Raw genomic sequence first — 25,861 nt, 5'->3', positions numbered from 1 at the left:
GGGGTTCCGCTGGTGTGCGCGTCATCCGGACCGGGGCGAGCGGGCGGGTCAGCTTTGTCCGACCGGTTCGCCCACGTTCTCCGCGAACCGGCCGACGACGTTCCCCGCGGGGCGGTAACTGCAGACGATGTACGTCTGGTACGAGTCTTCGGCGTCCCGCCAACCGGCAGCCCTGCCGCACCCGAGCGTGTCGGTCGCCTTCCACACGACCTGGGTGAAGGAGGCGGTGTCGGGGGCGTAGCCGGGCCGGTCCCAGTCGTAGCCGCCCGTCCAGCGCTGCTCGTACCAGAGCCGCACCGCCTCCTCGCACGTGGCCGGCTCGTGCTCGTAGCCGGCGAACCAGAAGCGGTTCTCCCCCCAGCCCCGCGCGCCTGGCGCCAGCGCGCCCCCTTCCTGGGCCGACGCTTCTCGGGCGCGGCGCACGGCGTACGCGACGGCCGCGTCGTCCAGCCGCAGCGGGGCGGCGCCGTGGCGGGCTCGGTAGCGGTTGTGGGCGGCGAGGCAGTCCTCGTTGAACGCCTCGTCCGTCCGGTCGGGCAACGGCGGCCGCTCGTCCGCCGCTTGCACGGGCTGCACCGTGACAGCCGCGGTCAACATCGCCGCCGCGACCGCCAGAACACCGGATGCGAAAGGGCCCATGGGTCCTCCTCGTACGCCGCACGTTCCCGGCGATCGGGCGAGCGCCGGACCACGCCCATGGAAGAGGTCCGCGCGCTGCGCCACACCACCGTCTCCCGCCCAGTCACCCGTTCGCAGCAACGCCGACGCCCGTAAGCGTGAGCGTCCGGGGGGAGGGGGAGAGAGATACCTGGGTGTTTTTTATTCATATTTAATGTCGGGCGCTATCATGGGCCCGCGCTCGCGCGCCCGCGGCGCCTCACCCGCGCGCCCCCGGCGTGCCCGACGTCAAGGAGATGACGGCATGGCGGCCTACAGCACCCGAGGCGTGCACGGACAGGTGGTCCAGTCGCTCGGAGCGCGCATCGTGGGCGGCGCGGTCCCCGAGGGGGCCACCCTGGACGTGCGGGCGCTGGGGGAGGAGCTCGACGTCAGTCTGACCGTGATGCGCGAGTCGCTGAAGGTCCTGGCCGGCAAGGGTCTGGTGGACGCGCGGCAGAAGCGGGGCACGTTCGTCCGGGAGCGCAGGCACTGGAACCTCCTCGACGCCGACGTCATCCGCTGGCGTGTCGAAGGAGGTGGCGGCGGGGAGTTGATGCGGGACCTCGCCGACGTCCGCTCCATCATCGAGCCGGCCGCCGCGCGCCGCGCCGCCCTTCACCGTACGGGCGCCGACCTGGAGGCGTTGGAGGCCGCGCTGGACTCCATGCGGCGCGCCCAGGGTGACTCGGCGGACGCCGCGGAGGCCGACGCGGCCTTCCACCGCGCCCTGCTGGCGGCCACCGGGAACGAGATGCTGACGCGCATGGACCTGTTCCTCGAGCCCGGCCTGCGGGAGCGCGACCGCCTCGTCCACGCCCACGCCGCCGCCGGCGACCCCGTGCCCAGCCACCGTGCCGTCCTGGACGCCGTGCGCGACGGGGACCCGGTCCGGGCCGAACTCGCCATGCTCGACCTGCTGGCCAAGGCCGTCGAGGACGTGGACCGGCTCACCGGGCGCTCGGCCGCCCCGACGGCCTCCCGCCCCTCCGGTCGGGCCCGCTGACCGGGCCGGGTGTCGCTCCGCGATCGTGCTGTGACCTGCGCCTCAAGCGTGGCGCCTTGGCGGGCCTCAATAATTCATATTTAATAATCCCGGCAGGTCGGCCGCATCCCGGCAGGTCGGCCGCATCCCGGCAGGTCGGCCGCATCCCGGCAGGTCGGCCGTCCCGCCCGCCCACTCGTCCGCTCGCTCAGTCCGTTCGCGCCGCAGCCTCCGGAGCCGCCCATGTCGTCCTCGTATCCGCAGCGTCCCCAGGCGGCGCCCCGTTTCCAGGGGCGCGTGGCCGTCGTCACGGGAGCGGCCGGCGGCATCGGCGCCGCGACCGCACGGCGGCTCGCGGACGAGGGAGCCCGCGTCCTCGTCGCCGACATCGACACCGCGGAGGGCGAGCGCACGGCGCGCGCGATCCGGGACGCCGGCGGCCAGGCGCTCTTCCACCGCACCGACGTCAGCGACGAGGCGTCCTGGGCGTCGGCCCTGGACACCGTGCGCGAGGCGTACGGTCCGGTCTCCGCCCTCGTCTCCAACGCCTACGCCGTGCGCGTCGCCCCCGCCCACGCCACGACGCTCGACCAGTGGAACCAGCAGCTCGGCGTCACCCTCACCGGAGCCTTCCTCGGCTTCAGGGCATGCCTGGAGGACCTGCGCGCCACCCGGGGCGGCGCCGTCCTGATCTCCTCCGTACACGCCCTCGTCGGACTTCCGGGCCGCCCCGCCTACGCCTCCGCCAAGGCCGGACTCACCGGCCTGGCACGCCAGTTGGCCGTCGAGTACGGACCGGACGTCCGGGTGAACGCCCTGCTGCCCGGCCCCGTCCTCACCCGCGCCTGGGACGGCATCGGCGAGGAGGACCGACGTGCCAGCGCGGAACAGACCGTGGCCGGCCGGCTCGGCCGACCCGAGGAGGTGGCCGGCGCCACCGCCTTCCTGCTGAGCGACGACGCCTCCTTCGTGACCGGCGCCTCGCTGGTCGTGGACGGCGGCTGGAGTGCGTACAAGACCTCGTCCTGAGAACGCGCCCGTCCGCGGCGGGCACCCGCGTCCGGCCGCACCAAGGAGAAGCATGAAGATCACCCGCGTCGAGACCTTCGCCGTGCCACCGCGCTGGCTGCTGTGCCGTGTCGAGACGGACGACGGCGTCGTCGGCTGGGGCGAGCCGATGGTCGAGGGCCGTGCGGCCACCGTCCGCACCGCCGTGCGAGAGCTGTCCGAACTCCTCGTCGGGCAGGACCCGCTGCGTATCGAGGACCACTGGCAGACCATGACCAAGGGGTCGTTCTACCGCGGCGGCCCCGTGCTCTCCAGCGCGGTCGCCGGACTCGACCAGGCCCTGTGGGACATCGCCGGCAAGGTGTACGGCGCTCCCGTGTACCAACTGCTGGGCGGCCCCGTGCGCGACCGGGTACGGGCCTACAGCTGGGTCGGCGGCGACGAGCCGGCCCAGATCGCCGAGGCCGTCCGGGAACAGGTGGAGGCCGGCTTCACCGCCGTGAAGATGAACGCGAGCGGCCGGATGAACCGGCTGGCGACCGTGCGCGACATCGGCGAGGTCGTCTCCCGCGCCGCCGCCGCCCGCGAAGCCCTCGGCGACGACCGGGACTTCGCCGTCGACTTCCACGGCAGGTTCACCGTCGCCAACGCCGCCAAGCTGCTGCCGCACCTCGCCCCGTACAACCCGCTGTTCGTCGAGGAACCCCTGCTCCCCGAGTACACCCACCGGTTGCGCGACCTGACCGCGTCCTCCCCCGTACCGCTGGCCCTCGGGGAGCGCCTCTACTCACGCACCGACGTCCTGCCCGCCCTCACCGCCGGAGTGGCCGTCCTCCAGCCCGACCTCTCGCACGCCGGCGGCATCTCCGAGGTCCGCCGGATCGCCGCGCTCGCCGAGACCTTCGACGTGCTCCTGGCCCCGCACTGCCCGCTGGGGCCCGTCTCGCTCGCCGCCAGCCTCCAGGTCGCCTTCACCACCCCGAACTTCCTCATCCAGGAACAGAGCGTCGGCATCCACTACAACGTGGGCGCCGGCCCGCTTGACTACCTGCTCGACACCACGCCGCTGCGCTTCCACGACGGACACCTGCTGCGCACCACCGCCCCCGGTCTAGGCATCGAGGTGGACGAGAAGGCGGTACGCGCCGCCGACGACACCGCCGAGGACTGGCACAACCCGCTGTGGCGGCACACCGACGGTTCCTTCGCCGAATGGTGACCCCGCCCGCAGACCCCCGCTCGACCCCGACCCTTCCGGACGTGACCATGAACGCCCCGCAGTCCCGCGCCACCGACAGCTTCTCCGCCGTGCTGCGCCGCACCCGGCTGGCCGCCATCGTGCGCGGACCGGACGCCGACGCCGCGCTGCGCACCGTCCTGACCCTGCTCGACGAGGGCGTGTCCCTCGTCGAGGTCTCCCTCAACACCGCCGACGCCCTCGGCGTCATCCGCCGGGCCGTCGCCGAGGCCGGTCCCTCGGCCTTCGTCGGCGCGGGCACCGTGCTGACCGAGGACGACGTCGCCCGCGCCCGGGAGGCCGGCGCGAGCTGGATCGTGACCCCCGCCCTCACGGAGTCCCTGGCCGCCTCGGTCCGCGTCGGACTGCCGGTGCTGGCCGGGGCGCTCACCCCGACCGAGGCCGTCGCCGCCCGGCGTGCCGGAGCCGACGCCGTCAAGCTGTTCCCCGCCTCGGCCGGCGGCCCCGCCTACCTCAAGGCTCTCCGCGATCCCTTCCCGGACCTGCCCTTCGTGCCGGTCGGCGGGGTGGACCTGACCGGTGCCGAGCAGTACCTCGCGTACGGCGCCGTCGCGGTCGGCGTCGGCTCCCCGCTGGTGGGCGACGCCGCGCGCGGCGGTGACCTGGCGGCCCTGCGCGAACGCGCCCGCCGCTTCGTCGCCCTCTGCGCCGGCGACACCCCGCGGGGGCGGGCATGAGCACCGGCCCGCACACGGGGCAGGCGGCCGCCGACGTCCTGACGTTCGGCGAGACCATGCTCGCCGCGCAACTGCCCGGACCGCTCGCGGTCGGCGCCGAGGCGCGTACCACCATCGCCGGTGCCGAGTCCAACGTGGCCATCGGCCTGGCCCGGCTGGGCCACCGGGCCGTCTGGGCGGGCCTGGTCGGCGACGACGAACCCGGCCGGCTGATCCTGCGCACGCTGCGCGGCGAAGGCGTCGACACCTCCCACGCCGGCGTCCGCCCCGAGGCGCCCACCGGCGGCATGCTCCGGGAGCGACGCGTCGCCGACCTGGTCCGCGTCCACTACTGGCGCCGCCACTCCGCCGCCTCCCTGCTCACCCCGCCCGACCTCGCGCCCGCTCTGCGCGCCGGCGCCCGCGTCCTGCACTTGACCGGCATCACCTGCGCTCTCGGCACCGGCCCGCTGGAGGCGGTGCGCGAGGCGGCCGCGCACGCGCACGCCCACGGCTGGACCGTCGTCCTGGACGTCAACCACCGGCACCGCCTGTGGACGGGCGAGGAGGCCGGCCGGGCACTTCTGCCACTGCTGGAGCACGTCACCGTCCTGATCGCCTCCGACGACGAACTCCCCGTCGTCACCGGGGCCTTGGCCGAGCGGCCGCGGGGGGAGGAAGCCGCCGTCGACGCGCTGCTGGCGGCCGGGGTGCGGGAAGTGGTCGTCAAACGCGGGGGAGAGGGAGCCGCCTTCCGCGACGGCGACGGTTCCCGGCACACGGTCCCGGCCCTGCGGGTGCCCGTACGGGACACGGTGGGAGCGGGCGACGCGTTCTGCGCCGGCTATCTCTCCGGACTGCTCGACGGACTGCCCCCGGAGCGGCGCCTCGACCGCGCCAACACCCTCGGCGCGTTCGCCGTCGCCTCGGACGGCGACTGGGAGGGCCTGCCCCGCCGAGACGAGCTGGGCCTGCTCACCGCCGCCCCGGGGACCACGATCCGCTGACCGGTCCGGGATTCACCGACTCCTCGGATCACTGACCCCTCCGATCATCCCCCCCGGAGCACTGAGTCCCTCGAACACCGAGACCCCCGACCACTGGAAGCGCCTCACCATGACAGATCTGACGCCCTTGGGCGCACCGGACCGCCTGGAACTCGGCGAGGGTATCCGCTGGGTCGACGGCCGGCTCGTCTGCGTCGACATCCTCACCGGCCGCCTGCTCACTCCCGACGGTGACGGCACCGCCCCGCTGCGGACCCTTGCCCGCCTGGACGTACCGCTCGGCGCGGTCGCCCCGGTCGCCGGCCGGGCCGGCACGTGGATCGCGGCGGCCGGCACCGGCATCTGCCTGCTCACCCCCGGCAAGGCCCCCGAGTGGTCGGCCGACCCCGAGCGGGACGCGCCGACCGCGATGCGCATGAACGACGGCTGCGCCGACCCGCACGGCCGCTTCTGGGCCGGGAGCATGGCCTACGACGGGACACCGGACGCGGGGTCCCTGTACCGGACCGACCCCGACGGCACGGTCACTCGAGTCCTCGACGGCATCACCGTCCCCAACGGTCCCGCCTTCGACTCCGACGGCACCACCCTGTACCTCGCCGACAGCGCGCGGGGGCTCGTACGGCGCTACAGCGTGGACCCGCGCGACGGCGCACTCGGCGAGGGCGAGGAGTTCGCCCGGGTCACCGAGGGCAGCCCCGACGGCATGACCGTGGACGCCGAAGGTGCCCTGTGGACGGCGGTCTGGGGAGCGGGCGAGGTCCGCCGCTACCTGCCCGACGGCAGCCTGGCGACGGTGCTGCGACTCCCGGTGAGCCGGCCGGCGGGCGTCTGCCTCGGCGGTGACGACGGACGCACCCTCCACGTCACGACGGCCCGGGTGGGACTCGCCGCGCCCGGGCCGCTCGACGGAGCCGTGTTCCGGGCCCGGGTGGAGGTGCCCGGCGTGCCGACGGCCGCCTACCGCCCCACGGCGGCCTGACCGCCGTACACCGGTGCCCGGCACCTCGGTCGATCCTGACGATCCGAGGTGCCGGGCACCGGTGTACGCCAGGAGTCAATCGGCGACCGCCACCGCTCCCAGCACGTCCCTGCCGCAACACACTTCGACGCGTACGGCATCCGGCCCGGCCGGCAACCGGACGTCCAGTGCCAAGGGGGAACCCGCCCCGCACTCGCCGAGCGGCTGCCGCCGGAGCACTCGGCCGGCCGTGTCCCGCAGCAGCACGGCCGCCGGGCCGCCGCCCGACGGCACGCACACGCCGGTCACCTTCCCTGCGGTGTACCTGAGCGGTTCGCCCCACCAGGCGTGCGCGCCGACCGAGGTCACCGCGCCGAGCCGGGGACCGAGGGACACGGTGCCGTCCAGCGCGGTGGTGTCGCCGGGGGCCAGTTCCCGGTACGGTCCCAGCGCCTCGCATTCCACGACCCGGTGGCGCGGCCGCAGGCCCCCCAGATGCCCCAGCGGCGCGTCCAGCGGGTGTTCCATCCACACCTCGGCCCGTGAACCGCCGTCCGTGTAGGGGGCGTCGGGGTCGACGGGGAAGCGGTAGGTCCAGGTTCCGGCGGGGCCGACGTGGGCGATCCACCCGGCCGCGTCGGGGAAACCGACCTTGCCGACCACGTCCTGCGCCGGGACGTGCAGGAGGTCGCCGTGGCGCTCGACGCGCGGCCGTCCGGTGCCCGCGACCAGGTCCACGGTGTCCGGCGCGCCCGAACCGGCCGTCCCCAGCCACACCCCGTCACCCGGCCGCTCGGCGGGATGCCCCGGCAGCTGGGTGACGTTCCACAGCGCCCACCGGACCTTCCGCGCCGAGACGTTGCGGGCGCCGAGCCGCAGGGAGAAGTCGCTCCGGCCGGCCGCGAGGGAGATCCGGCGGGTCAGGCGCAGCCCGGTGCGCGGATCGTCGCCGCTGGTGAGCGTGATGTCGGCGCGCGAGCCGTCGTCCGCGACGTCCACCTCGCAGGCGTACGCCCCCGAGTCCAGAACGGCATCCGGGGGTCCGGCCCACTCCCCGGGGCCGGACCAGCCCTGCGGGGCCGGCCAGGTCTTGTCGCCGCCCCAGTTGCGCCAGGCGGACATCGGGCCGTCGTGCGGGCCGACGGTCCGCGGGTCCCGGGCGCCGAGCGCGTCGTCCAGAAGCTCAGGGTTCCGGTGGAGGAACTCCCGGCCGTCCCGGACCGCCGACAGGACGCGGCCGCCCAGCGCGGGGGCGATCACCAGCCGGACCAGGCCGTTGTCCACCTCCACGACCTCGTGTCCGACGCGCGCCCGCCGGACGGCGCTGACCCGGCCCTCGCCGGCTCGGTATGCGGGTGTACTGCTCACGGAGGTGCTCCTCGGGGGAGAACGGGGCCCGGGCGGCAGCGGTGGAGCCACTGCCGCCCGGGCCGCGCGGAAAAAAGGGACGCCGCGGCGCGTGCGGTCAGTCCTCGAAGACGAGGCAGACCTTGCCGGCGGCGCGGCCCGCCGCCGCCTCGTAGGCACGCTGCGCCTCGGCGAGTGGGAAGCGGTCGCTGACCAGCCGCTCGGGGTGCAGCCCCTGACGGGCGAGCAGTTCGGCCAGCCGGGTCATGCCCTGCACGGACGTGACCCAGGAACCGGAGATCAGCACCTGCTTGTGGAGGACGTCGTCCGAGACGTCGAGAGTCATCCGCCCGCCCTCGCCGACGAGCGCGAGACGGCCGCGCACCCGCAGCGCCTTGAGGGCGAGGGAGCGGGCCGCGGGGTGACCGGAGCAGTCCACGGCCGCTTCGACACCGGTGCCACCGGTCAGCTTCAGCACCCGGTCCAGCGGCTCGGCGGAGGAGTCGAGCACCTCGTCGAACAGGCCGAGCGAGCGGGCCCACTCCATCCGTTCCGGGACGACCTCGGCGCCGTACACGGTGCGCACGCCGAACGCGCGGGCGACCATGGCCGCCGCCGCGCCGACCGGGCCGAGCCCGGTGACCAGGAGCCGGTCCGCACCGCTCAGCGCGATCCGGGAAAGCGCCTCGTAGACCGTGCCGATGCCGCAGGCGATGAAGGCGCCGTCGACATAGGTGAGCGGTTCCGGCAGCGGGACGCACGTGTTCTCCTCGGCGAGGAGGAACGGGGCGTGGCCACCGTCGCGCTGCCAGCCGTAGGCGGCGCGGGACTCGGAGGTGCAGCCGATGAAGTAGCCGCGGGCGCACTCGTCGCACTGGCCGCAACCGGAGATGTGGTAGACCGCGACCCGGTCTCCGGGCTTGAGCCGCTTGCAGCCGGGGCCCACCTCGACGACCTCGCCGGCCGGTTCGTGCCCGGCCACCACGTCGTCGTAGCGGGCGCCGCCCTCACCGATGTGGCCGTTGTAGATGTAGTGGATGTCGCTGCCGCAGATGCCCGAGGCGCGCGTGCGCAGGACGACCTGGCCGTGGCCGGCCCGGGGCCGGGGAGTCCCGCGCAGGTCGACGGTGCCGTCACCGGGCAGGAAGGCGCCGGTCATCGTGGCGGTGCTGGACTGTGTGCTCATGTCGTTCCTCGTTGCTTCGGGTACGGGGTACGGGGTGCGGGGAGGAGGGGGGAGAGGGCGCCGCGGTCAGGACGACTGGAGATCCTTCGGCGTGGGCGAGACCGCCGGGACGGCGCCACCGGCACGGTGGGACCCCGGATCCTCGGGCACGTCCAGGAAGCGCCAGGTGAGCAGGGCGCCGACCAGGTACATGCCGATGTAGACGACGACCACGCCGGTGTGGCCCACGAGCGGGTCGACGAGGGAGTACGTCAGGGGGCCGACGAAGGTGGAGAGCCCGGCGGCGAGGCTGTAGATGCCCATGGCGTTGCCCTTGTCCTCCTCGGGCACCAGGGACGGCAGCAGCGCGGACAGCGGGATGTACCCGGCGAGCATGATGCCGTAGACGACCGTGGCCAGCAGGGCGACCGCGTAGTTGCCGGGGGCGAGTTGGGGCACCCAGTAGACGAGCGCCACGCCGAGCGCGCAGCCGACACCGCCGGCCCAGGCGATGGTGGAACGCCAGCCCAGCCGGTCGCTGATCCGCCCGAAGAACGGGTCGGCGAGGATGCCGATGACGCCCATGAAGGTGACCAGGGCGAGGTACTTGGACTCGCTGATGCCGATGTCGTCGGTGAAGAACGACGGCAGGAAGACGAAGAACCCGAAGTACGGCGTGGTGTTGATCATCCGGACCACCGCGGCGATCCCGATGCGCGGGTGGCGCTTGAGCACACTGACACCGCGCAGCAGTTCCGACCGGAAGGAGAAGCCCGGGGCCGTGGTGTCGACCATCGGCCGGGTGCCGCGGGCCTCCTTGACGGCGAAGGAGCCGATCGCCGCGCCCACCGCGACCAGCCCCAGGGAGAGCCAGAAGGTGGCGTAGGCGCCGACCAGGGGGATGCTGACGGCGGCGATGGCGGAGCCGATGGTCGGCAGCCCCGCGCTGTAGGCGAACCAGAACCAGCCCGCGGCGGAACCGCGCAGTTCCCTGCGGGCGGTGAGCTGGATCCACAGCAGGAACGCGTAGGCGAACAGCGGATAGGCGATGCCGCGCAGACCGTAGAAGACGTAGACGAGAAGCTGGTTCTCACTGGGGAGGGCCACGACGAGGAACAGGACCTCGAAGAGCATCCACAGCACCGCGCCGATCCGCATCACGCGGCGCGGTCCCCAGACGTTGGACAGCGCGCCGGAGAGCCAGGACCCGAGGGCGACGAAGGCGCCGTAGACGCTGATGACCAGGCCGGCGCCGGAGGAGCTGAAGCCGGTGTCGCGGAGGTACGGCTCCAGGTAGTTGGACTCCACGCCGTCACCGATCATGAAGATCAGGACCGCGACATATCCCCACATCAGGGGGCGGGGGATGCCTATGCGCTCCACCCAGGGCAGCGCGTCGCGCGACATCGTCGGCGCGCCGGGGGCTGTGCTCATCGAGGTTCCTTCCTGAGGCCCGGGGCAGGCCGGGGACGTGGCCGGTGGCAACCAGCGAGGCCATTAAATATGAATTAATACGGGGCTTCAATGGTGGCGCCCGTCACACGAACGCAACGGCTCGGGTGTGTGGAGACATGCGTAGGTCCCGTCGACCGCCGCTGCGCGCGGGTGATCGACGGGACCGGTGCTCCGCCGTGGTGACCGAGTGGGTCAGGCCGTGCGGTAGGCGGACAGGGCGGGCAGCGCCCGGCCCTGGAAGTCGAAGAGCGTGGTGTTGCTGACGACGTTGGGCCCGCCGACCTCCCAGCCGACCCCCGGGGCGGGGATCATGACCGGGTCCCAGTACAGGTTGCCGAGCACGGCGCCGCCGGCGACGCGTTTCAACTGCGCGAAGAGGTCGGTCAGGAAGTCCTTCTGTCCCTGCGGCGTCTCGGGGTAGGGCACCGGGCCGTTGTCGGTCAGCTGGCCCTCGACGCCTTCATGGGTGAGCGGGGTCCAGTTGACGCCGGTCTCCATCACCATGATCTTCTTGCCGAAGCGGCCGTACAGCTCGTCGAAGAAGGCGCACACCGTCGGGATGTCCTTGCGGGTCCAGAACGGATAGTAGGACGAGCCGATGACGTCGTAAGGGGCGTCGTGGGCGGCGGCGGTGGAGAAGAACCACTCGTACTTGTCCATGTTGCCCGCGTCGTCCAGGTGCAGGATCACCCTGGTGGCGGGGGACACCGCCTTGACCGCCTCGTAGCCCGCGCGGACGAACCGGGCGAAGTGACCCCAGTGGGCGTCGCTGTCGGTGGTCCCGTAGGGGAAGAGGATGCCGCCGGCCGTCTCGTTGCCGAGGGACACGTAGTCCGGGAGGGTCCCCTGGGCCTCGAGCTTGCGCATCAGGGCGTGCGTGTAGTCGCGCACGTGCTGTTCCAGGGCGGCGACGGCCCGGGCCTCGGGGAGCGAGGTGACGGCCCGCCAGTCCTTGGGGATGTCCTGGATCAGGCCGTTGGACCAGTAGTCGCTGTAGTGCAGGGTCAGCTGGATCCTCATGCCCGCCGCGGCGACCCGGCGGGCGGTCCTGAGCATGTCCGGCTCGTCCTGGAACCCCTCGGGCAGGTAGGAGCCGGGGTGACCGATGCGCGGGTGGTCCGGGCCGGTGGCCGTGTAGACGCGCAGCCGGGCGATGTCCATGCCGTTGGCCGCCATCAGCTTCACCGGGTCGACGCGCCGGCCGTCGGCGTCGTAGTACCTGCCGCCGCAGGACTCGACCCAGTTGAGCATGGTGAGGTCGCCGCCGGCGGCGAAACCGTCGTCGGCGCCGCGCCGCGGGCGGCCGCCGCCCCGAGGCCGTCGGTCGACGGCCTCGGCGCCTGTCGCGGAGCCCACGGCCAGGCCCGCGGCGCCGGCCGCGCCGAGCGCGAGGGCGGTACGGCGGGACAGTCCTCGACCATCTTTACGTGTACCTGACATTCGAATGCCTCCGGTTCGGTCGGGTGATACGGGTGGGGCAGCGGCCACCCGGCGCGCCGTCGGCGGCGCGCCGGGGCGGCCCGGCGGGACGTCAGCCGCGCAGCAGGGCGTTGCACTCCCGCTGCAGGGCGACGTCCTGCCACATCGGGTGATGAGGGGCCGCGTTGGAGCACACGACCGCGCCCCAGGCTCCCCGGCGTGCCGCCTCGGCCACGGCGCGCCGGCACCAGGCCGCGCCGACCGGCCCCTCCTCGAACGTGCCGTGCAGCGGGGTGTAGCCGATCCAGCCCTCGCCGAAGACGAGCGGGATCCTCCGCATCGCGGCCCAGTCCGCGGCCGCGGCGATCCAGTCGGTGAGCTTCTGCTCCATGGCCGGGCGGTGGGTGGCGTAGCGTTCGTACAGCCAGGCGTCCCACGCCCGCGCGTCGCACCAGTCGTGGACGTAGACCTCGCGCGGCCCCACGACGGTGGCCTCGGTGCGCCAGCGGTCCGCCTCGGGCGGTGCCCACTCCGCCGGCTCGGGAGCGTCCTCGCGCAGCAGCTCCCGCCGGGCACGCTCCTGCGGGAAGGGCCGGGAGGTGTCGCGCAGGGCGAAGGTGTCCAGCAGCTCGTCCAGGACGCCGTACAGATAGGGGTGGAAGACGGCGACGTCCATGCCGTCCGGCAGGGCGTGCAGGGACCCCACGGGCACCTGGGCGTAGTTGACGGTGACCGGCCGGCCGGGGTGGCGCGCGCGGAAGCGGGCCAGACCGCGTTCGAGGCGCGGCGTCAGCGCGGCGACCGTGTCGTCGCCGGTGAGCCGGTCGGTCAGCCGGCCGGCCTGGACCTCGTTGTGGAGTTCGGTGAAGGCGACCCGGTCGTCCAGACCGTCGTGCGCCGCCAGGAAGTCGATCAGGTCGGCCAGGGCGTCGGCGAGTGCTTCGGCCCGGTCCTCGGGGTCGATGGCCATGATGGCGTCGAACCACGTCCGGTCACCGGCGAAGGAAGGGCTCTGCTGGTACTCCCAGCTGGAGAGGATGACGTACACGTCGTGGCGGCGGGCGGCCTCGAACAGCGCCAGCAGGTGGGCGCGCGGGTCGGGCAGGGTGGTGGTGGCGCGCACGTCGTACCAGCGGACGCCCTGGCCGTACCGGCCGCCCAGGGGGCCGAGGGTGAGCGGTCCGCGTGGACTGCCCGGCCCGAACAGCAGCAGGGGCATGGCGCAGACACGGACGGTGTTGTAGCCGCGTGCGACGGTCTGGGCGAACGCCTCGTCGAGATCGGCGAAGGGTTCGCCGGGCCCGGTGCGCGTGTACCAGCTGAAGTCCCACAGGCAGATGGTGAGGGTGTCGGGCAGGTGGGCGGGGGGTGCTACGGGCATGCGGAAGGAAGCCTTTCGACGGGAAGGGCGTGGGCGTGGCCGGGGGGCGTCCGGGCCGGTCAGCTCTTGACGGCGCCCGCGGTGAGCCCTTCGAGCAGTTGTCTGCGCAGGACGAAGAAGACGATCAGGCTCGGCACGGCGGCGAGGACGGCGCCCGCCAGGACCAGGTCGTACTGGCGTCCGGTGGCGCCGAACAGGGCCTGGATGCCGAGCGGGAGGGTGTAGTCGCCCGGTTCGCTGACCACGATCAGCGGCCACAGCAGGCTGTTGTAGCTGTTGAGGAACGACCACACGCCCAGGGCACCGAGGGCCGGGCGCAGCAGGGGCAGCACGATACGGCGGAAGAGCCCGAACTCGGTGCAGCCGTCGACACGGGCGGCGTCCAGCAGGGCGTCGGGGACGGACTGCTCGGTGAACTGGCGCATCATGAAGATGCCGAACGCGGGTGCCACCCAGGGCACGACCAGCGCGAAGTACGGGGTGGTCAGGTGCGCCTTGGCGACCATGATGAACAGGGGCACGACGATGACCGCGAACGGGACGGCCAGCGAGCTGAACATGATGTCGAACAGCAGGTTCTTGCCGCGGAAGCGGTACTTGGCGAAGGCGAACCCGGCGAGCGCGCACAGCACGACGGAAACGAGGGTGGAGATGACGGCCACCACGGTGCTGATCAGCAGCCAGCTCCAGAAGGGGTTGCCGTCCAGCAGCCCGCGGTAGTTGTCCAGGGTGCCCGGATCGGGCAGCAGCTCGGGCGGGTGGGCGAAGATCTCGCTCCGGTCCTTGAAGGAGGACGACAAGGCCCACAGCAGGGGCAGGGCGAACACCAGCAGCAGGGCGGTCAGGAAGGCGTAGAGCAGCACGCGGCCGGCGCGGCGGCGGGCGCGGACCGGGGCTCGGGCACCCGTCGTCTCGAACGTCGTCATCGGTCGTCTCTCCCCACTCCCAGCAGCCGCATGGCGAGGCGGCCCAGGACGAACACGGCGACGAAGAGCAGCACGCCGGCCGCCGCGGCGTAGCCGAGCTGCTGGCGCTGGAATCCGGCGCGGAAGATGAACATGGCCACCGACAGGGTCGACTCGCCCGGGCCGCCCTGAGTGAGCAGGAACGGCTCGTCGAAGATCTGCGCGGTGCTGACCAGGACGGTCACCGCGACGAACGCGGTGACCGGGCGCAGACTGGGCAGGGTGACGTTGCGGAAGCGGCTGATCGGCCCGGCGCCGTCGATGGCGGCCGCCTCGTACAGTTCCTTGGGGACGTTCTGCAGTCCGGCCAGGAAGAATATGGTCAGGTAGCCGGTCCAGCGCCACAGCACGAGGACGACGACGGTGACGCGCGCCCAGCCGGGGGAGCCCAGCCAGTCGATGCCGCCGAAGCCGAACAGCGCCTGCCCCACCGCGTTGAGGAGACCGAACTCGGTGTCGAAGAACAGGCCGAAGACCAGGGTGATGACGATGGGTGAGATCACCACGGGCATGAAGTAGGTCAGCCGGAACAGGTCGCGTCCGCGCAGGCCGCGGGCGTTGAGGGCCTGGGCGATGAGCAGCGCGGCGGGCAGGACGACGCACAGCGTGAAGACGATGTACAGGCCGGTGTTGGCGACGGCGGTCCAGAAGCTGTGATCACCCAACAGGTCCCGGTAGTTGCGCAGTCCCACCCAGCGGGGCGTGCCGAGGCCGGCCCACTCCGTGCAGCTGAGATACAGCCCGATCAGGATCGGCACCAGCAGGAAGAGCCCGTACAGCACGTAGAACGGGGAGATGAACACATAGGGGGCCCAGGCGCGCTGGCGGCGCGACCACCAGGACCGTGACGGGGCGGGGGTGAGGGGGAGCCGCGCCGAGGCGGTGGCGGGTGCGCGGGTCGGAGGCGGAGCGGTCATCGTTTCACCTGCTGTCGGTAGGCCCGCAGGCCGGCCTGGAGTGCGGCGTCGGGCGAGGTGCGTCCCTTGAGCGCGTCCAGGACCGGGCCGCCCAGCACGTCGGCGAGGATCTGCATCCCCGGGGCCTGGTAGAAGAGGGGGAGGTCGGCGGCGGCCTTGCCGTACACGTCGAAGACCGGCTGACCCCCGAGGTAGGCGTCCTCGGTGGCGACGAGTTCGGGGTCCTGGTACAGGTGCTTGAGTGTGGGCAGGAAGCCGCCCGACTTGTAGCGCAGTATCTGGCCTTCGCGGCTGAGGTAGACGCGTCGGAGCAGTTCGAGGGCGGCCTGGGAGTGGGGCTTGTCCTTCAGTACCGCGAAGGCGGTGCCGCCCAGGGTCGAGCCGATGTGCCCGCCGCCGGCGAAGCGGGGCAGGGTCCGCATCCGCCAACGGCCCTTCTGGTCCGGCACGTTGGCCTGGAGGCCGTAGGCGTTGTACCAGTTCGGCATGGCGGTGGCGGCGAGCCGTCCGGACTTCAGCGCGGCCGCGCAGGCGCTTCCGTAGGGGTCGGGCAGGGCCAGCAGCGCGCCCGAGCGCACCCCGCGGGTCATGAACCGGAGCACCTCGAGTGCCTCGGGCGAGTCGAGGACGAGGTGGCCGGCTTCGTCGAAGAACCCGCCGCCGCGCTGCAGCAGGAACTGCAGGAAGCCGTTGACGATGGACCCGTTGTCGCCGGTGGAGACCATGCCGACGCTGACCTCGTGGTCCTTGCTGAGGCGCTCGCCGTGTTCGAGGAACTCCTCCCAGGTGGCCACCTGCTCGGGGACCCGGTACTTCTCGAACAGGTCCTGCCGGTAGTACAGGACGGTGATCGAGTTGTCGGAGTCCAGCCCGTAGGGAACGCCGTCGACCGTGTACGGGGCCAGTTTGAGCAGGTCGTCGCCGAAGGGGCGGACGGTGTCGCCGAGGTCGACGAACAGGTTCCGCGCGATGGAGGAGCCCATGACCCGGGGGAACTGGTCGATGACCAGACCGGCCAGGTCGGGGGTGTTCCCGTCGGCGACCGCCTGGGCGATCATGCGGGTCATCACGTCGCCGGGTGCCGCACTGGTGACCTTCAGCCCGTAGTCGAACCTCGACCCGCGCATCAGGCCGGTGTCCCGGATCGCGGTCCGGAACGTCTTGATGTACCCGGGGTCATGGGTCCACAGGCTGATGCGGACGCGCCCGGAGCGCACCGGCGCGGCCGAGGAGGCTCCGCACGCGGCGAGCGCCGGGACGGTCAGCAGACCCGCTCCCGCCCCGACGCCGGCGCGCAGCACGCTTCTGCGGCTGAGGTCAGACACGTCCCTCTCCCTCGGCGGTCAGGCTCACCCGGGGCACGGCCACCAGCGCGGCGGACTCGACGGCGGCGCGGGTGACGGCGCCGTCGAACCGGGGTCGCACCGAGGCGTCGACATAGACGCGTGCGGCGGGATCGCGGGGCAGGACACGGATCTCCAGACCGTGCCGGACCACCGCGTCGGCGAACCGGCGCAGCCCGATCTCCCAGTCGGGCCCGTACCAGAAGTGATCGGCGACCAGCCGCCCGTCGAGGTAGGCGCGGGCGGCGTCACCGGTGCAGCGCAGCCTCAGCAGCACCTCGCCGTCGCCGTCGAGGGCGGAGGCGGGAACGGTGAGACGGAAGACGGCGGCCTTGTCCCAGTCCGCCTCGCGGGGTGCCGAGGCGCGGTCGTGGGACCCGCCGGTACGCGCGGGCGCGGCGACGGCCTGCTCTCGCACGGTCTCCAGGACCGGCTGCGGCAGTCGGGGAGCCGGCGCCAGCGGCCAGCGGGTGAAGACGCCGTCGGCCACCGGTTCCCCGACACCGCTTCCGACCAGGGAGGCCGGGGCCGGCAGCAGGGCGACCGACGGGGCGTCGGAGGCGATGTGCAGACGCAGCCGGTCGCCGTCGGCGAAGACCACGTCGTCGCTGAGGACCAGCCGGTCCTGCCCGAAGACCCGCATCCGGTTCAGTCGGAGCGCGTGCTCGGGGGAGAGCACCAGGACGCGGGCCCGGCCGGCTGGACCGGTGAGGGTGAGCAGTGCCGAGGTGCCCGGTTCGGTCACGGTGACCAGCGTGGTCCCCTCCGCGGTGTCCACCCGGGCCGGGCCCTGGATCTCCACGTCCGCCGCCAGCGCCAGCGTCGCAGGGACGCCGTCGGTCGCCGCGAGCACGGTCAGCGGGAGCCCGTCGACCTCGAGTCGGGTGACCGGCTCGGCGCCGGCCCACTCCAGGCGCAGACCGGCACCGAGGTCCAGCCCGATCGGCCAGACGAAGTGGGCGCCGGACGGGATGCGCACGGGCTGTGCCGGCACGGCGACCGTACGGCCGCTGGGGAGGGTGACGCCGAAGCGCACGCCGTCGTGGTCGGGCAGCGTCTCGTGCGGCTGGTGGTTGTTGACGAACAGGAAGCCCTGGTCACCCGCCGAGCGAACGGCCCAGCGCAGTGTGGACCGGTCGTCCAGTGAAGCCGGTTCCCGGTCGGGCAGGTGCAGCGGCATCCGCGCGAGCTCCGCACCGTAGGCGTGCAGGAACAGGTGCTGTCGGCGCAGCGCGTGGAAGGCCGGCCGGACCTGTCCGTACTCGCCCAGCGGAGCCTGGAAGTCGTAGGTGACCGTCGGCAGGTCGTTGGGGTAACCGGTGTCGTGGCTCTCCTGGTTCGGCTCCTTGAGGTCCACGCGCTGCGAACAGCCGTGGTACAGGTAGTAGCCCTGCCACACCGAACCGCTGCCGAGCTTGGTCAGCGCCAGCGAGGTGATGTCCGCGGCCGGCACGAGCGGCCTGCGGTGGTAGGCGATCGCCATGCCGCCGCCCAACTCGCAGGTGGCGTACGGATAGCGGCGCGCGTCCGGGCCGGTGCCGGTCGGGGCGCTGGAGCGCAGGTCGGCGCCGATGGCGTGGTCGTCGCGGATCGGCGTGAAGAAGTAGTGCCGGCGCATGTCGCGGGCCCAGCCGTCGTGCGCGTCCTCCCAGAAGGCCTCGGGATAGCCGCCGTACAGCGGCAGGAGGGTGTCGGCCGGGATGTCGGCGGCGCCCCAGCCGGTCGCCGTCCACAGCGGCGCGCGGATGCCGGCCTCCTCGGCCATGCGCCGCAGCGTGGCCAGGTGCTCGGGCTGGTCGTACAGTTCGTTCTCCACCTGCACGGCCACGATCGGGCCGCCGTCCTCGTGGAAGAGGCCGCGCAGCTCGTGCGCGATGCGCCGGTAATAGGGTGCGACCAGGGCGAGGTACGCGGGATCGTCGGTGCGCGGGGCGCAGTCGACGTCCTCCAGCCAGTCGGGGAAGCCGCCGTTGCGGCATTCGCCGTGGGACCAGGGGCCGATGCGGACGGCCACGGCCAGGTCCAGTTCCGCGCACAACGTGACGAACCCGCGTACGTCGAGGTCACCGTCGAAGCGGTAGGTGCCGCGGTCGTTCTCGTGCTGGTTCCAGAACAGGTAGGTGGCGAGCAGATCGACGCCGCCCGCCTTGATCTTGAGGAGTTCCTCGCGCCACTCGGCGGCGGGGCAGCGGCTGAAGTGGAACTCCCCCATGACCGGGATCCACCTGCGGCCGTCGCGCGACAGGCTCTGACTGTCGACCGTCACGGGGGACGGGGTGCCGGCGGGGCTGCCCAGGGGCAGATGCCCGGCCAGGGGCACGGAAGGGTCGTGGGCATGCAGAGACAACATGACAGGCGGCTCCTGCGGCATGACTCAGTGAAGTGGGTTCATCGTGGGTGGGGCCGGAAAGCCTGTCAAGATGTATTCATAATTAATAACCACGGCGGGAAGGGCGTCGCACCGCAAGAGGCGGCCCCGCGCACCCCCTGGAGTACCTGATCGACCAGGTGACGCGCCGGTGCGCCGTCGTCGTCGCCCGTCAGGACTCGGTCGTGCCTGCCGGGTCCGGGGACGGAGCGTCCGGGGTGCCGCCCGCCTCCGCGGTGCCGGCCTTGGCGACCGTGCAGTGCAGGGAGTCGTCGACCACGTCGGCGACGATGGTGTCGCCGGGGTCGGCCTCACCGCCGAGGAGCAGGTCGGCGATGCGGTTGTCGAGTTCCGTCTGGATGGTGCGCCGCAGCGGACGGGCGCCGAACTCCGGCTGGTGACCGTGGGCGATGAGCAGCTTCTTCGCCGCCTCCGTGACCTCCAGCCACAGGCCCTGGGCGTGCACCCGCCGTTCGCTCCGGGCCAGCAGGTGGTCCACGATCCGTGAGAGGTCGTCCTGAGTGAGTCCGTGGAAGACGATGATCTCGTCGATGCGGTTGAGGAACTCCGGCAGGAACCGGCCGCGCAGCTCCTCCATCAACTCGTCCTTGAGGTCGGACACGTCGCCCTTGTGGTCGAGGATGCGGTGGGCACCGATGTTGGACGTCATGATGACCACGCAGTGCCGGAAGTCGACGGTGCGGCCCTGACCGTCGGTCAGGCGGCCGTCGTCGAGGATCTGCAGCAGGGTGTTGAAGACGTCGGGGTGGGCCTTCTCCACCTCGTCGAACAGGACCACGCTGTAGGGCTGCCGGCGGACCTTCTCGGTGAGCTGGCCGGCCTCCTCGTAGCCGACGTATCCCGGGGGCGCGCCGACGAGCCGGGCGACGGTGTGCTTCTCCTGGAACTCGCTCATGTCGAAGCGGATCATGCGGTTCTCCTCGCCGAACAGCAGCTCGGCGAGGGTCTTGGCCAGCTCGGTCTTGCCGACGCCGGTCGGGCCGAGGAAGAGGAAGGAACCCACGGGGCGGTCCGGGTCGCCCATGCCGGCCCGGCTGCGGCGCACGGCCCGCGAGACGGCGGTGACCGCCTCGTCCTGCCCGACGATCCGGGCGTGCATCTCCTCCTCCAGCTTGAGCAGCCGCTCCTTCTCCCCGGCCGTCAGTTGGGAGACCGGGATGCCGGTGCGGCGGGAGATCACGTCGGCGATGTCGTCGGCGGTGACGGAGACGACGCCCTCGCGGCGCTCCTCGATGCCCGCGAGTTCGCCCTCCACCTCGGCGATCTCGCGCTTCAGCTCGCCCGCCCGGTCGTAGTCCTCGGCGGCCACCGCCTGCTCCTGTTCCCGGCGGAGCCTCGCGATGCGGTCCTCGCGGCCGACGACCTCGGTGGAGCGGCTCGCGCTGCGCAGCCGTACCCGGGCGCCCGCCTGGTCCATGACGTCGATCGCCTTGTCGGGCAGGAACCGGTCGCTGACGTAGCGGTCGGACAGGTCGGCCGCCGCCGTCAGCGCTCCGTCGGCGAAGCGGACCTGGTGGTGCGCCTCGTAGGCGTCGCGCAGACCCTCGAGGATCTGCACCGTCTCCTCGACCGAGGGCTCGGGGACCATGACGGGCTGGAAACGGCGTTCCAGGGCCGCGTCCTTCTCGACGTACTTGCGGTACTCGTCGATGGTCGTCGCGCCCACCACGTGCAGCTCACCGCGCGCGAGGGCGGGCTTGAGCATGTTGCCCGCGTCCATCGAGCCCTCGCCGGTCGCCCCGGCGCCGACGACGGTGTGCAGTTCGTCGATGAACAGGATGATCTCGCCGCGGGCCTGCTGGACGTCCTCGATGACCTTCTTGAGCCGCTCCTCGAACTGTCCCCGGTACTGCGCGCCCGCCACCATGGCGGACAGATCGAGGGCGACCACCCTCTTGTCCTTCAGCGTCCGCGGCACCTCACCGGCCACGATGCGCTGCGCCAGACCCTCCACGATGGCCGTCTTGCCCACGCCCGGCTCGCCGATCAGCACCGGATTGTTCTTCGAACGCCGGGACAGGATCTCGACGGTCTGCTCGATCTCCTCGGCCCGGCCGACGACCGGGTCGAGCTTCCCGGCCTTCGCCTCCTCGGTCAGGTCCCGTCCGTACTCGTCCAGCGTGGTGGCGGGCTTGCCGCCGCCGGCACCCTGAGCGCCGTCGGGGCGGGCGGGCTGCTCGGTCAGTCCCTCCAGCCTGCCGACGTCCTGCCCCTCCGCGCCCAGCAGCCGGGCCGCGCCCGTGTCGCCGTCCGCCAGCAGAGCACCCAGGATGTGCTCGGGGCCGATGTAGGAGGCGCCGGCCGCGCGGGAGCGGGAGTAGGCGGTGGCGAGGGTGCGTTTGGCCGCCGGTGTGAGGCCCGGATCGGCGGACGGCTCGCCCGCCTCGCGGGGGAGGACCTCGGCGATCCGGGTCGCGAGCGCGTCGGGGTCCGCGCCCGCCTGGGCGAGGAGCCCCCGCGAGGGCTCGACCCTCGTGGCCGCCCAGAGCAGGTGCTCGGTGTCCAGATCGGACGTGCCGTCCTCCAGTGCGCGCCGCGCCGCCAGGTTGAGGAGTTCCTGCGAGGACTCGGTCAGCAGTCGGCCGATCGGCACCCGCTGCACCGCCGGGGGCGACGATGCCGGTGACATCCCGAAGAAGCGGTTGAAAAGATCACTGAAGGGATCGGGGGAACCGAACGCTGAGCCGAACGACATCGACATGGCGACTCCTGGTGCCGGATGGCTTTCCTCCAGCCAAGCGCGAGGGGTGCACTGCTGCAAGCGGGCCGTGCCGTGAGGAGCCGGGCGTGAGCGCGGGCCGGCGGGTGGGGCGCGGGTGCGGGTCAGGGCGTCCAGCGGTGGCGGGCACGCGCCATGTCCACGCGTGCCCCGCGCATCGGCGTCGCCTCGGTGCCGAGAAGGTCCGGCGCGCGCCCGCCGTGGCAGGAGGGCGGCGTACCGTCCGCGTACACGACCCGCCACCAGGGCACCGTCTCGTCGAGCAGGCTCATGGCCCGCCCCACCTGGCGTGGACCGATACCGACCCGTCGGCCCACGTCACCGTAGGAGGCCACGGATCCCGCCGGTATCGCGCGCACGGCTTCCCGGACGTCGTCGACGAAGGTCATGGCGTGGCTAGTCCCCGTCGCGCCTCGGCCCCCGCGTCTTCGTCAGCGCTCCACCCTTGTGCATGGCGACATGGTCGGTCTTGTCGCTCCGGATCTCGTACTGCGGGTCGTCCTCGGAGCAGTGGCGCGTACGACCCTTGAAGGTCACGTCGTGCGTGTGCTTCTCGATGATGACGCCTTCGACGTGACCGGCTTCGGAATTCCAGCGCACGTGGTCTCCCACGGAGAAGTCGCTCGCCATGTACGGTCCCTCCGTCGCGCACCTCGGATTCTCACGACTTCCAGCGTCTCACGCGGCCGGGGTGGCGGTCGCCCGACGGCGCGCCGCCGAGGCGTCGAGCCGGGGCCCGTCCTGACGCGGGCGAACAACGTGGCCCCCGAGTCGGTTCCGGCTCGGGGGCCAAGGTGTCACGGGGATGCTCCGACGGTGAAGAAGCGTGCATGCGATGTCCGCGGGATCACCGGCGATCGTCGACCGGATCGTGCGGGTGCGTGGCGTGATTGCCGCCGTTGACCGCCTTGTCCGCACCGTGTCACCTTCGGGCGTCGAAGCAGTCGGCCACGGGAGGGGCACACGGTGATCACAGGCAGCGGGCACAGAAGAGGCGGCGGCACCAGGATCGCGGTCACGCTCACGGCGATCCTGGTCGCGACGGCCATGGCGGGACCGGCCACGGCAGCCGCCGGCGGTCCGCCGCCCGGCGCACCGGTGACCGCGCAGTCCCGCGCGATGAGCGACCCCACCCCCGACGAGCAGGAACAGTTGCGGGCCGTCGCCGGGGCCATCTGGACGCCGGAGCTGGCGGCCGGCTGGAACATGAACGCGGAGGTGGCCGACGTACTGTCCACGGCCACAGGCGAGATCCTCAAGTGCAGCGAGGCGTTCGCCCTCGTGCCGCGTCCGGCCGGATTCGTGCCCGGTCTCGGCTATCTGGTCAACTACTGGAAGAACCTTCGCGACTACTTCCTGGCCGTGAAGAGCGACCGGACGTATCGCGCCTGCGTGGTCACCGCCGCGGCCAACTACCGCTCACCCATCGAAATGGCCTCCATGGGCATCTGACCCGCCCGCCCGGCCGACGGAACGCGGGCGTCCACGATGCGCGGCGCGCGCTCCTGTCGGCCGGCCCCCTTGCCCTCCGCCGAGGGCCGTCAGCGTCCCTCGGCGGACGGACCGGCGGTCTCAGCGCAGGACGTCCCGCAGCAGCCTGGCGTGCTTCACCGTCTGGCTCGACCCGGTGCGCGCGGCCACCACCTCTACCTCGGGGATGGGGCCCTTGGCCGCGCAGCGCGATGCGCACTCGACCGCGAGCGCGAGGAACGCCCCGGCTTCCCGGACCGGTGTGCCGCGCAGCAGCGCGGGCAGGGCGGCCTCCAGTACGGACCAGACCGTGGCGTACGCCCCGGTCCCGGCGGCCGCGCGCAGTGCGTCGACGACGCGCTTGGGCGAGCTGGACCGGTTGCGTATCGACGCCTGCAACTGCCCCGCGAGCAGTCGGCCGTCCAGCTGTCCCTGGGCGGCGAGCACGAGCAGGGCGTCCACCGCCGAGTCACGGTCCTCGCCGAGCCGGCAGGCGATCTGCCAGTGGAGGGCGTATCCCGCGGGGCCGCCCGCTTCGGCCAGCAGCGCGAGCATGCGTCCGTCGACGCAGCTCTTGGCGTACGCGGCCACCTCGTCGCGGTGATGCGGCAGCTGAGCCACCCAGTACGGTGCGGCGTACGCGTCGTAAAGGCTGTAGCCGCCTCCGGGGGACCGGCCCCGTTCGTACGCACCGCACACGGCCGCGGCGACCGGCGGAAGCGGAACACCCTGATCGGGCCCGGGGGACACGGGCTCCCACAGTCCGGGCGGGGCGTCGGTCGGATCGGCGACCGGCCACTTCTCCGGAGTCGAGTCCTGGTGCGGCAGACCGCCCTCGCGCAGCCAGCGCGCCAGCCGCCGGCCGGCCTCCGACCGCAGGCCGCCCGCGGCACGCAGAACCGACTCGTCCGAGGTGAGGATCACCCGCAGCAGGGCCTGCGCCAGATCGACCGGTGCCGGTTCGACCCGCGCGCGCTCCAACTCGGCGACGCGCTCCACCAGTACGCCCGCGTCCACCGCGCCGGTGACGTGGGTCGGCAGGGCCAGCAGGAACGGCTGCGCGCCGGACTCGATCACGTCGAGGGCCTCGATCAGACGCGCCATGAGCAACTTCCCGGGCGGGGAGATCGCCTCTCCGTGACTGATCCGACGGTGGGGACGGCCGTACAGTCTCCTCGGCTCGTCACCCCGCACGGCCGCCGCCACGTCGTACAGGTCGCTCTGGCCGCAGTCGCGGTGGACGCCCGGTGCTCTGCGCATGACCGGTTCGAGCGCCCGGGACAGCGCCGCACGGTCGAGCCGGGCCTGTCGGACCAGCCCGTCCAGCGCGCGCTCGAACGCCACCACGTCGTCGTCGGCGAGGACCACGGCGAGCTCCTGGGCGACCTCGACGGCCGTCCCCACGGGACCCGGTACCGGCCGGAGCCCGGGCAGATGGGGCAGCACCTCGGCCTCGGTGACCCGCTCGGTGCCGGTGTCGGTGCCGGTGCCGGTGTCGTGCTCGGCACCGGGCGCCTCCGCGCCGAGCAGCTGAGCGGCGCGTGCGGCCAGCGCCGGCCCGAGCGACGCGGCGGCGGCCGTCCGCAGTTGCGCCCGCACCGGGTCTCCGGCGTTCTTGAGGTGGCGGGCGACGAGGTTGAGGGCGCGTTCCTGCACGGACACGTCCGGGTGCCCGAAGGCGAGCGCCGCGCAGACCGATATCCGGCCCGCGCGTGCGGGCTCCCGCCGTGCCACCCGGTCGAGCCAGGAGAGCTGGGCGCGTACCAGCTTCTTCTCCGGGCGCAGCAGCACGCGTTCGCACGCCTCGCTCAGCACGTCCTCCTCCAACAGCCCCGCCTCGTCCAGCTCGCGCAGGACCTCCTGGCCGTAGGAGGCCACCGGGGACGACAGGTCGAGCAGGGCCACGTGGTCCCGGAGGAAGGGGGCCTGCTCCGCCGGAGTGAGGGCCAGTGCCCGCAGGAACGTCATGACGGGTGTGACCGTCTTGGGCGCACCGTCCTGGAGGAGGCGTGTGAGCAGCTTCTCGGCCAGGGCAGTCCGCTCGGGCGCCGTCCGGGCGTGCTCGTCGCCGGTGAGGGGGACGGCCTGCCAGTAGGGGAGGGCGGCGGTCGGATGCGCGTCGGCCACGATCGCGAAGGTGCGGCGGACGAGCGCGGCACGGTCCACCGTGCCCTCGGCGGCGAAGGCGCACAGGGCGGACAGCAACTGGGGGGTGAAAGGAAGGGACGACCGTTCCAGGACGAGGGGGAGGAGCTTGGGGGCCAAGGGGTCCTCGCGCAGCCGCTCCAGGACACCCTCCGACGTGGCTCTGTGGTGCGAACTCAGCCAGCCCGAGAGGAAGTAGTCGGACTCCGGCATCGGGCAGCCGGTGGTGCGGACGATGTGGTCGACGACGAGGTGGAGGCGTTGGGAACCGCTGCGCTCACGCACCTGCTCGTCGAGCCGCGCCACGAGTTCGGTCCGCCAGGCGACGGGGAACAGCTCCACGACGTCGACCATCCAGGCGTCGTTCGGGGGCACGTAGCGTCCGCCGTGGTGGAGGTGACGGGCCGCGGCCTCCGAGGTCGGCTGGCAGCCCAGCCGCGCGCCGGCCAGGGCCACACGCTGTTCCACGGTGAGTTCCAGCCAGCCCGGGAAGCCCAGCTCCTCGTAGCGGGCGTCGAGTTCCGGCAACTGGGCCGCGCGTTGCTCCGCGCCGAGTTCACCCAGGGCCCGCAGGACGCCGGGGACGTCACCGGCCTCCACGAGGGTCATCAGTC

At 72.7% G+C, this 25,861-nt stretch carries 21 protein-coding genes; 7 read left to right on the top strand and 14 right to left on the bottom strand.

Going from position 1 to position 25,861, the window contains the following annotated elements; genetic code table 11:
* Nucleotides 1-48 precede the first annotated feature (48 nt).
* A complete protein-coding gene (locus ACFZP7_RS01695) occupies nt 49-639 on the bottom strand; it encodes a CAP family protein (RefSeq protein WP_385633635.1) in 591 nt (196 codons plus the stop codon).
* 283 nt (nt 640-922) lie between these two features.
* On the opposite strand from ACFZP7_RS01695, the gene ACFZP7_RS01690 reads away from it, so the two are divergent.
* From ACFZP7_RS01690 to ACFZP7_RS01665, 6 genes are all read left to right on the top strand, one after another.
* Nucleotides 923-1,663, top strand: coding sequence for a FadR/GntR family transcriptional regulator (locus ACFZP7_RS01690; protein WP_385633634.1), 741 nt, complete (start codon nt 923-925; stop codon nt 1,661-1,663).
* Nucleotides 1,664-1,885: 222 nt separating this feature from the next.
* Nucleotides 1,886-2,671, top strand: a complete 786-nt coding sequence (locus tag ACFZP7_RS01685; protein ID WP_062136652.1) for an SDR family NAD(P)-dependent oxidoreductase — start codon at nt 1,886-1,888, stop codon at nt 2,669-2,671.
* A gap of 52 nt (nt 2,672-2,723) precedes the next feature.
* Nucleotides 2,724-3,869 carry a galactonate dehydratase gene (gene dgoD, locus ACFZP7_RS01680; RefSeq protein ID WP_385633633.1) on the top strand — a complete coding sequence of 382 codons (1,146 nt, stop codon included), beginning with the start codon at nt 2,724-2,726 and terminating at the stop codon, nt 3,867-3,869.
* Nucleotides 3,870-3,916: 47 nt separating this feature from the next.
* Complete coding sequence (locus ACFZP7_RS01675) at nt 3,917-4,585, top strand: bifunctional 4-hydroxy-2-oxoglutarate aldolase/2-dehydro-3-deoxy-phosphogluconate aldolase (RefSeq protein ID WP_030970026.1); 669 nt, start codon at nt 3,917-3,919, stop codon at nt 4,583-4,585.
* Nucleotides 4,582-5,571, top strand: a complete 990-nt coding sequence (locus ACFZP7_RS01670) for a sugar kinase (RefSeq protein WP_385633632.1) — start codon at nt 4,582-4,584, stop codon at nt 5,569-5,571. Before ACFZP7_RS01675 ends, ACFZP7_RS01670 begins: the two co-directional genes overlap by 4 nt.
* Before the next feature lie 109 nt (nt 5,572-5,680).
* Nucleotides 5,681-6,553: an SMP-30/gluconolactonase/LRE family protein gene (locus tag ACFZP7_RS01665; protein ID WP_030970028.1), complete on the top strand. Its 873-nt coding sequence runs from the start codon at nt 5,681-5,683 to the stop codon at nt 6,551-6,553.
* Between the two features lie 75 nt (nt 6,554-6,628).
* On the opposite strand, the gene ACFZP7_RS01660 is transcribed toward ACFZP7_RS01665, so the two are convergent.
* The 12 genes from ACFZP7_RS01660 to ACFZP7_RS01605 form a co-directional block, all read right to left on the bottom strand.
* A complete protein-coding gene (locus tag ACFZP7_RS01660; RefSeq protein WP_385633631.1) occupies nt 6,629-7,900 on the bottom strand; it encodes a DUF4380 domain-containing protein in 1,272 nt (423 codons plus the stop codon).
* A 97-nt stretch (nt 7,901-7,997) separates the two neighbouring features.
* Entirely contained in the window at nt 7,998-9,065 is a 1,068-nt protein-coding gene (locus ACFZP7_RS01655; RefSeq protein ID WP_046250718.1) for a zinc-binding dehydrogenase, read from the bottom strand.
* A 66-nt stretch (nt 9,066-9,131) separates the two neighbouring features.
* Nucleotides 9,132-10,478, bottom strand: a complete 1,347-nt coding sequence (locus ACFZP7_RS01650; RefSeq protein WP_385633630.1) for an MFS transporter — start codon at nt 10,476-10,478, stop codon at nt 9,132-9,134.
* A 213-nt stretch (nt 10,479-10,691) separates the two neighbouring features.
* Nucleotides 10,692-11,939, bottom strand: a complete 1,248-nt coding sequence (locus ACFZP7_RS01645) for an arabinogalactan endo-beta-1,4-galactanase (RefSeq protein ID WP_385633629.1) — start codon at nt 11,937-11,939, stop codon at nt 10,692-10,694.
* A 91-nt stretch (nt 11,940-12,030) separates the two neighbouring features.
* A complete protein-coding gene (locus ACFZP7_RS01640) occupies nt 12,031-13,299 on the bottom strand; it encodes a cellulase-like family protein (protein ID WP_109203739.1) in 1,269 nt (422 codons plus the stop codon).
* 59 nt (nt 13,300-13,358) lie between these two features.
* Complete coding sequence (locus ACFZP7_RS01635) at nt 13,359-14,225, bottom strand: carbohydrate ABC transporter permease (protein WP_385633628.1); 867 nt, start codon at nt 14,223-14,225, stop codon at nt 13,359-13,361.
* Entirely contained in the window at nt 14,222-15,181 is a 960-nt protein-coding gene (locus tag ACFZP7_RS01630) for a carbohydrate ABC transporter permease (RefSeq protein WP_247693001.1), read from the bottom strand. Before ACFZP7_RS01630 ends, ACFZP7_RS01635 begins: the two co-directional genes overlap by 4 nt.
* A complete protein-coding gene (locus ACFZP7_RS01625; RefSeq protein ID WP_385633627.1) occupies nt 15,178-16,506 on the bottom strand; it encodes an ABC transporter substrate-binding protein in 1,329 nt (442 codons plus the stop codon). Before ACFZP7_RS01625 ends, ACFZP7_RS01630 begins: the two co-directional genes overlap by 4 nt.
* The gene (locus tag ACFZP7_RS01620; protein WP_385633626.1) at nt 16,499-18,874 is read right to left on the bottom strand and encodes a beta-galactosidase; all 2,376 of its coding nucleotides are present in this window, start codon (nt 18,872-18,874) and stop codon (nt 16,499-16,501) included. The genes ACFZP7_RS01625 and ACFZP7_RS01620 overlap by 8 nt, the downstream gene beginning before the upstream one ends.
* 190 nt (nt 18,875-19,064) lie before the next feature.
* Nucleotides 19,065-21,614 carry an ATP-dependent Clp protease ATP-binding subunit gene (locus ACFZP7_RS01615; protein ID WP_385633625.1) on the bottom strand — a complete coding sequence of 850 codons (2,550 nt, stop codon included), beginning with the start codon at nt 21,612-21,614 and terminating at the stop codon, nt 19,065-19,067.
* Between the two features lie 122 nt (nt 21,615-21,736).
* A complete protein-coding gene (locus ACFZP7_RS01610) occupies nt 21,737-22,021 on the bottom strand; it encodes an MGMT family protein (protein ID WP_193449699.1) in 285 nt (94 codons plus the stop codon).
* A 7-nt stretch (nt 22,022-22,028) separates the two neighbouring features.
* On the bottom strand, nt 22,029-22,262 hold the full coding sequence (locus tag ACFZP7_RS01605; RefSeq protein WP_030970050.1) for a DUF2945 domain-containing protein: 234 nt from the start codon (nt 22,260-22,262) through the stop codon (nt 22,029-22,031).
* Nucleotides 22,263-22,598: 336 nt separating this feature from the next.
* Here ACFZP7_RS01605 and ACFZP7_RS01600 point away from each other — a divergent pair, with 336 nt between their 5' ends.
* Nucleotides 22,599-23,084 (top strand): hypothetical protein, encoded by a 486-nt coding sequence (locus ACFZP7_RS01600; RefSeq protein ID WP_260616872.1) that lies wholly within the window; start codon nt 22,599-22,601, stop codon nt 23,082-23,084.
* Between the two features lie 120 nt (nt 23,085-23,204).
* Here ACFZP7_RS01600 and ACFZP7_RS01595 read toward each other — a convergent pair whose 3' ends face one another.
* Nucleotides 23,205-25,856 (bottom strand): DUF6493 family protein, encoded by a 2,652-nt coding sequence (locus tag ACFZP7_RS01595; RefSeq protein WP_385638299.1) that lies wholly within the window; start codon nt 25,854-25,856, stop codon nt 23,205-23,207.
* Nucleotides 25,857-25,861 lie beyond the last annotated feature (5 nt).

Origin of the sequence: Streptomyces sp. SudanB5_2050 (assembly GCF_964272335.1) — a bacterium.
GTDB classification, from domain to species: domain Bacteria; phylum Actinomycetota; class Actinomycetes; order Streptomycetales; family Streptomycetaceae; genus Streptomyces; species Streptomyces rochei.
This window is presented reverse-complemented; position numbering and strand designations above follow the sequence as displayed.

Bases quoted from the DNA above. Each gene is read 5' to 3' on its own strand.
- ACFZP7_RS01610 (WP_193449699.1), bottom strand. From the start codon at position 22,021: ATGACCTTCGTCGACGACGTCCGGGAAGCCGTGCGCGCGATACCGGCG.
- ACFZP7_RS01675 (WP_030970026.1), top strand. From the start codon at position 3,917: ATGAACGCCCCGCAGTCCCGCGCCACCGACAGCTTCTCCGCCGTGCTG.
- ACFZP7_RS01595 (WP_385638299.1), bottom strand. From the start codon at position 25,856: ATGACCCTCGTGGAGGCCGGTGACGTCCCCGGCGTCCTGCGGGCCCTG.
- ACFZP7_RS01615 (WP_385633625.1), bottom strand. From the start codon at position 21,614: ATGTCGATGTCGTTCGGCTCAGCGTTCGGTTCCCCCGATCCCTTCAGT.
- ACFZP7_RS01645 (WP_385633629.1), bottom strand. From the start codon at position 11,939: ATGTCAGGTACACGTAAAGATGGTCGAGGACTGTCCCGCCGTACCGCC.
- ACFZP7_RS01655 (WP_046250718.1), bottom strand. From the start codon at position 9,065: ATGAGCACACAGTCCAGCACCGCCACGATGACCGGCGCCTTCCTGCCC.
- ACFZP7_RS01630 (WP_247693001.1), bottom strand. From the start codon at position 15,181: ATGACCGCTCCGCCTCCGACCCGCGCACCCGCCACCGCCTCGGCGCGG.
- ACFZP7_RS01690 (WP_385633634.1), top strand. From the start codon at position 923: ATGGCGGCCTACAGCACCCGAGGCGTGCACGGACAGGTGGTCCAGTCG.
- ACFZP7_RS01635 (WP_385633628.1), bottom strand. From the start codon at position 14,225: ATGACGACGTTCGAGACGACGGGTGCCCGAGCCCCGGTCCGCGCCCGC.
- ACFZP7_RS01670 (WP_385633632.1), top strand. From the start codon at position 4,582: ATGAGCACCGGCCCGCACACGGGGCAGGCGGCCGCCGACGTCCTGACG.
- ACFZP7_RS01695 (WP_385633635.1), bottom strand. From the start codon at position 639: ATGGGCCCTTTCGCATCCGGTGTTCTGGCGGTCGCGGCGGCGATGTTG.
- dgoD (WP_385633633.1), top strand. From the start codon at position 2,724: ATGAAGATCACCCGCGTCGAGACCTTCGCCGTGCCACCGCGCTGGCTG.
- ACFZP7_RS01640 (WP_109203739.1), bottom strand. From the start codon at position 13,299: ATGCCCGTAGCACCCCCCGCCCACCTGCCCGACACCCTCACCATCTGC.
- ACFZP7_RS01605 (WP_030970050.1), bottom strand. From the start codon at position 22,262: ATGGCGAGCGACTTCTCCGTGGGAGACCACGTGCGCTGGAATTCCGAA.
- ACFZP7_RS01620 (WP_385633626.1), bottom strand. From the start codon at position 18,874: ATGTTGTCTCTGCATGCCCACGACCCTTCCGTGCCCCTGGCCGGGCAT.
- ACFZP7_RS01685 (WP_062136652.1), top strand. From the start codon at position 1,886: ATGTCGTCCTCGTATCCGCAGCGTCCCCAGGCGGCGCCCCGTTTCCAG.
- ACFZP7_RS01665 (WP_030970028.1), top strand. From the start codon at position 5,681: ATGACAGATCTGACGCCCTTGGGCGCACCGGACCGCCTGGAACTCGGC.
- ACFZP7_RS01650 (WP_385633630.1), bottom strand. From the start codon at position 10,478: ATGAGCACAGCCCCCGGCGCGCCGACGATGTCGCGCGACGCGCTGCCC.